The organism is Streptomyces sp. SID14436 (assembly GCF_010548465.1).
Classification (GTDB): domain Bacteria; phylum Actinomycetota; class Actinomycetes; order Streptomycetales; family Streptomycetaceae; genus Streptomyces.
Genome location: NZ_JAAGMD010000272.1, coordinates 1 through 5,263, shown reverse-complemented (window position 1 = coordinate 5,263; position 5,263 = coordinate 1). Strand labels below are relative to the sequence as shown.

4 protein-coding genes and 1 pseudogene are annotated in these 5,263 nt (G+C 74.6%); 2 read left to right on the top strand and 3 right to left on the bottom strand.

All coding sequences use genetic code 11. The features are described from left to right. Positions 1 to 76: 76 nt before the first annotated feature. Genes G3I53_RS10150 through G3I53_RS10140 form a run of 3 tightly spaced genes read right to left on the bottom strand, consistent with a single transcriptional unit; the run spans position 77 to position 3,185 of the window. Positions 77 to 1,642, bottom strand: coding sequence for a transporter (locus G3I53_RS10150; protein ID WP_203592668.1), 1,566 nt, complete (start codon positions 1,640 to 1,642; stop codon positions 77 to 79). A 23-nt stretch (positions 1,643 to 1,665) separates the two neighbouring features. Next, positions 1,666 to 2,442: an ABC transporter ATP-binding protein gene (locus G3I53_RS10145; RefSeq protein WP_164338568.1), complete on the bottom strand. Its 777-nt coding sequence runs from the start codon at positions 2,440 to 2,442 to the stop codon at positions 1,666 to 1,668. 50 nt (positions 2,443 to 2,492) lie between these two features. Further along, positions 2,493 to 3,185, bottom strand: coding sequence for a bifunctional DNA primase/polymerase (locus G3I53_RS10140; protein WP_164338570.1), 693 nt, complete (start codon positions 3,183 to 3,185; stop codon positions 2,493 to 2,495). Positions 3,186 to 3,475: 290 nt separating this feature from the next. Here G3I53_RS10140 and G3I53_RS10135 point away from each other — a divergent pair, with 290 nt between their 5' ends. After that, positions 3,476 to 4,861 (top strand): transcriptional regulator, encoded by a 1,386-nt coding sequence (locus G3I53_RS10135; protein WP_164438241.1) that lies wholly within the window; start codon positions 3,476 to 3,478, stop codon positions 4,859 to 4,861. 219 nt (positions 4,862 to 5,080) lie between these two features. Then, positions 5,081 to 5,263, top strand: a pseudogene (locus G3I53_RS10130) (hypothetical protein); the annotation flags it as partial.

Below are 5,263 nucleotides of genomic sequence, written 5' to 3'. Positions count from 1 at the left end.
CCGCGCGAGCAGCCGCTGCCCCGCCCCGCGCCCCGCGCGAGCCGCCCCCCCCCGGGCCCCCGGCAGCGTCCCCCGGTCACGCCCTGCTGACGGCCGTGAGGATCTCCGGGAGGCGGGCTGCGGTCCGGGGGGCGGCCAGGCGGAGGCCGAGGGTGGTGAGGGCGGCGCCGTAGAGGGCGCCCGCGGGGAGGAGGAGCCAGGCCCACTGGCGGCCGTCCGCGCTGACGTTGAGCCAGATCGTCGCGGCGATGACCGGGGCGCACAGGACCGCCGCCGCCATCATGCCGCCGAAGACGGAGATCCAGGCGAGGCCGGTCTGGCCGGGGGCGACGTTCTTGTAGCCCTCCTGCGGGATGGAGTAGGGGAAGCGGGCCGAGGTCCAGGCGCCGGTCGCCAGCATCGCGCCGAGCAGGGCGAAGGACAGGCCCAGCGCCTCCGGCATCCGCTCCCAGTCGCCCAGCACGGCCGCGGTCAGGACGGTCACGAACGTGGCGTACGGCAGGGTGATCACCAGCAGGGCCAGCGCCCGGCCGCGCAGCTCGGCGTGGGCGTCCCGGGAGGAGGAGATCGTCGTCGCGACGATCCAGAACGCCGAGGTGTCCTGGCCGAACTGGTTGTACATCATGATGCCGAGCATCCCGGCGGCGAAGCAGGCGAAGTACACGGAGCCGGTGCCCTGCCAGGCGTTGAAGACCGGCACGATCAGGCCGATCGCGAGCGAGGTGACCCACGCGGCCTTCGTCTTGGGGTCGCGCCAGACGTAGCGTAGGCCGCGGGCCATGACCGTGCCGGTGCGGCCCGTGGGCAGCAGCCGGGTGAGTCCGCCGGAGGAGCGGTCGCGGGCGGCCGGCCCGGACGCCGGCAGGGTGGAGCCGTCGGGTGCCGTCATCAGCCGGGTCAGGGACCGCGTCCACAGCGCCAGCAGCACGGCCAGGGCGCCCGCGGTGAGGGCGAGCCGGGCGGCGGCGCCGGCGTAGGAGCCCTCACCGGTCGCGTGCACCGCGGCCGGCGCGGAGGCCGGCGGGATCCAGCCCAGGACGTCCGCCACCGGGTCGAGCTGTGCGAGGCCGGAGGAACCGAGCCGCTGGGCGCCGAAGTTGACCACCTGAGCGCCGACCGCGATCAGCAGACCGCTGAGCACCGCCAGGTCCCGGCCGCGGCGGCTGCTCAGCAGCCGTACGTTGGCCGCGGTGACCGCCCGCGCGAGCGCCACGCACACCAGCAGCGCCAGCGGGACGGCGAGGACCCCGACCGCGAAGGCGGCCGCGCCGTCCGCCACGGCGATCACCGAACCGGCCAGCAGGCACAGCGTGAACAGCGGCCCGATGCCCACCAGGGACGCCACCAGCAGGGACCGCACCAGCGGTTCGGGCCGCAGCGGCAGCATCACCAGCCGGGTCGGGTCCAGCGTCTCGTCGCCGCTGGGGAAGAACAGCGGTATCACCGCCCAGCCGAGGCCCAGCACCGCCACCAGCAGCACCACCAGGGACTCCACATGGCCGACCCCGCGCAGCGCGACCAGGCCGGCGAACTGGAGCACGGCGAAGAGCAGCGCGCAGACCGCCGAGGCGATGTACGCGGCCCGGCGCCCGCCGGACTGGCGCAGGCCGTTGCGCAGCAGGGACAGCTTCAGCCGGACCATGACCGGGGTGAGGGCGGGCGCGCTCACCGGGCACCGCCGCCGCCGAGCCAGTCCAGGTCGGACGCCGCGTCGCGGCCGTGCGCACCGACGAGTTCGAGGAAAGCCTCCTGCAACGAGGAGGCGTCGCCGCGGACCTCGGCGAGCGGGCCGTGCGCGCGGATCCGGCCCGCGGCCATCACCGCCACCCAGTCGCACAGCGACTCGACCAGCTCCATGACGTGGGAAGAGAACACGACGGTGGCGCCGGAGGCGGTGTAGCGCTCCAGGACGCCCCGGATGGTCTGCGCGGAGACCGGGTCGACGCCCTCGAACGGCTCGTCCAGGAAGAGGACTTCGGGGTTGTGGAGCAGGGCGGTGGCGAGGCCGATCTTCTTGCGCATGCCGGTGGAGTAGTCGACCACCAGCTTGTGCTGGGCCCCGGCGAGGTCCAGCACGTCGAGCAGCTGCCCGGCCCGCTTGTCGACCTCGGCGCCGGGCAGCCCGCGCAACCGGCCGGAGTAGCCGAGCAGTTCGCGGCCCGAGAGCCGCTCGAACAGCCGCAGGCCCTCGGGCAGCACACCGATGCGCGCCTTCACCTCGACCGGGTCGCGCCACACGTCGTGGCCGACGACCTCGACCGTGCCCCCGTCGGGGCGCAGCAGCCCGGTCACCATCGACAGCGTGGTCGTCTTCCCGGCCCCGTTCGGGCCGACGAGCCCGATGAACCGGCCCGCGGGCAGCTCCAGATCGATCCCGGCGACCGCGACCTGCTGCCCGAACCGCTTCCAGAGCCCTTCCACACGTACGGCACTAGCGCCCACCGCGTCTCCCTCCGTCGAACGAGAACCCTACGGCGGGACGGGGGAGTCGCTCAGGGGCGCGCGGAGGCGCCCCCTGCCTGTCCCGCCCCCTGCCTGTCCCGCCCGCACGCGTAGGCCAGCGGCGAGATCAGCTCCTCCGCGTCCGGCAGCCACCGGTTCGCCGGGGTCGGCCGGCAGGCCCACTGCACGGCCCCCCGGGACCCGAACCGGGTGGGCGGCGCGGCCACCCAGGCGCCCTCGCCCAGCACCGTCAGGTCCAGCGAGGCGGGCGGCCAGCCCAGGGTGCGCACCAGCTCCGGCACCTTCGCCGCCGCGCCGGGCAGGACGAAGAACTCCATGCGCCGGTGCGGGGTCAGGGTCACCGGACCGAGCGTCAGCTCCATCCGTTCCATGCGGGCGAGCGCGAGGAAGCCCGCCGTCTCCGGCACGGAGATCGCGTCGAACGTACGGCCCGTGGGCAGCAGCACGGACGCCGTCGGACGCTCCTGCCACATGCGGCGGGCGGCGGTCGCGCTGCCCGTCGCCCGGTCCGCCCAGTCCGGCCCGTCGGGGTGTGCGCCGGGGGCGGGACACGCGGCGTCACCGCACGAACAGCGCTGGACCCCGCCGACGGGTTCGAGCCAGGTGCCCGGGAACACGTCCCAGTGCCGCTCCTCGGCGTAGCGAACTGCGGTGTCCAGCAGCGATTCCCCGCGCTGCTTCGGGATCTGTGCGGCTTCGGTGCCCGGGATCGTCTCTTCCACGATGAACACAACTACGGCCGTCACCAGGGGTTACGCCCGTGCGCGTGCGCGGGGGGAGAGCACCCGGCCCGCAACCGGGGCGCATGGGTGCATCCGCGGGGGCGCGCAGGGGGATCCGCCGCCGCGCCTGGGTAACCAGGAGAAGGGCCGGGATCAGCAGTAACCCCGGCAAACCTCACGCACCTCGCATTTTCGGCACCGGGGCGGGGCATTGATCTTCACGGCCGCAACTTCCCGCAGCGACGCGAGGAGTACGGCCGCGGAGCCGCCGAGACAGCAGGGGGTACGCCATGGCCGCGAGGCCACTCGTCGCGCGACAGCCGAACGAACGGCTGCAAGCGCTCATCCAGGAGGCCGGATGCTCCAACGCCGGCCTCGCCCGCAGGGTCAACATGTGCGGGGCCGAGCACGGCCTCGACCTGCGGTACGACAAGACGTCCGTGGCCCGCTGGCTGCGCGGTCAGCAGCCGCGCGGACGGGCACCGGCGATCATCGCGGAAGCACTGGGCCGCAAACTGGGCCGCACGGTCACGATCGACGAGATCGGCATGGCCAACGGCAAGAACCTCTCCTCCGGAGTGGGCCTCCAGTTCTCGCCGACGGTACTGGGCGCCATCGAGCAGGTGTGTGAGCTGTGGCGCAGCGACGTGGGGCGCCGGGACTTCCTGTCCGGATCCTCCGTCGCCGCGTCCGCCCTGGTGGAGCCCAGCCGGGACTGGCTGATCTCCCTCCCCGACGCCCAGGTGGCCCGCTCGGCGGGACCGCGCGTGGGCCGGTCCGACGTGGCGGCCGTGCGCTCCATGACGCAGGCCCTGGTCGACCTCGACCACCAGTACGGCAGCGGACATGTGCGTCCCGTCGTCGTGCACTACCTCAACAGCGTCGTCTCCGGGCTGCTCGCCGGCTCCTACCGGGAGGCCGTGGGCCGCGAACTGTTCGCGGTGGTGTCCCGGTTGACCGAGCTCGCCGGGTACATGGCCGTCGACACCGGCCAACCCGGCCTCGCCCAGCGCTACTACATCCAGGCGCTGCGCCTGGCGCAGGCGGCCGGCGACCGGGGCTACGGCGGCTACGTGCTCGCCGCGTCCATGAGCCACCTCGCCGCGCAGCTCGGCAACCCGCGCGAGATCGCGCAGTTGGCGCGGGCGGCGCAGGAGGGCGCGCGCGGCAGGGTGACCCCGCGCGCGGAGTCGATGTTCCACGCGGCGGAGGCGCGCGGGCACGCCCTGATGGGCGACGCGCGCGCCGCGGAGACGTCCGCCGGGCGCGCGATGAGCGCCCTGGAGGCCGCCGACCCGGCCTCCGGCGACGACCCGGTGTGGATCGCCCACTTCGACGAGGCGTACCTCGCCGACGAGTTGGCGCACTGCCACCGGGACCTCGGACAGGCCCAGGCCGCCGAGCGGTGCGCGCGGGCCTCCCTGGCCGGGCACCCTCCGTCGCGGGCGCGGCGGCGTGCGATCGGCTATGTGTTGTTGGCCACGGCCCAGGTGCAGCAGCGGGAGATCGAGCAGGCGTGCAGCACGGGCCTGCAGGCGGTCGAACTCCTCGACGGGCTGCGCTCCGACCGGGGCGCCGAGTACGTGGAGGACCTGCGGCAGCGGCTGGAGCCGTACCGGGAGGAGCCGGTGGTCCGGGAGTTCGGCGCCCGCACGGCCCTGCCCGTGGCCGCGTGAGCGGGGTGGACGGGCCGGAACCGCGGGCGGGCGGCGGAGTGCCCACGGGTGTCACGGAGTTGACGTGCCGGAAGGAGCCATGAACAGCGTGCGGTGACGTGGTTTTGTTACTCCTCCCACTGGGCAGGAGCGTGGGCCCCGTGCTGCGTGGCACCGCGCTCGGGGGACCCGGTAGCGTGAGTCGACGATTCACGAGGTCCCCCATTGGTAGGAGTCCCGGTGACGCAGAGTGGACAGGGCGAGGAGCCCTCGGCGCGCCCCGCGCGCGAAGGCATCGTGCTGCCCTCCGACGGTGGTGAGCCCCTGCTGCCGGGCATGTCCGGCGCACCGGCCGCGCCGGCCGGTCCTGCGCCGGGCGGTCCGGGCGACCAGCCGGCCCCGTCGGCGCCGTCGGGCGGACTG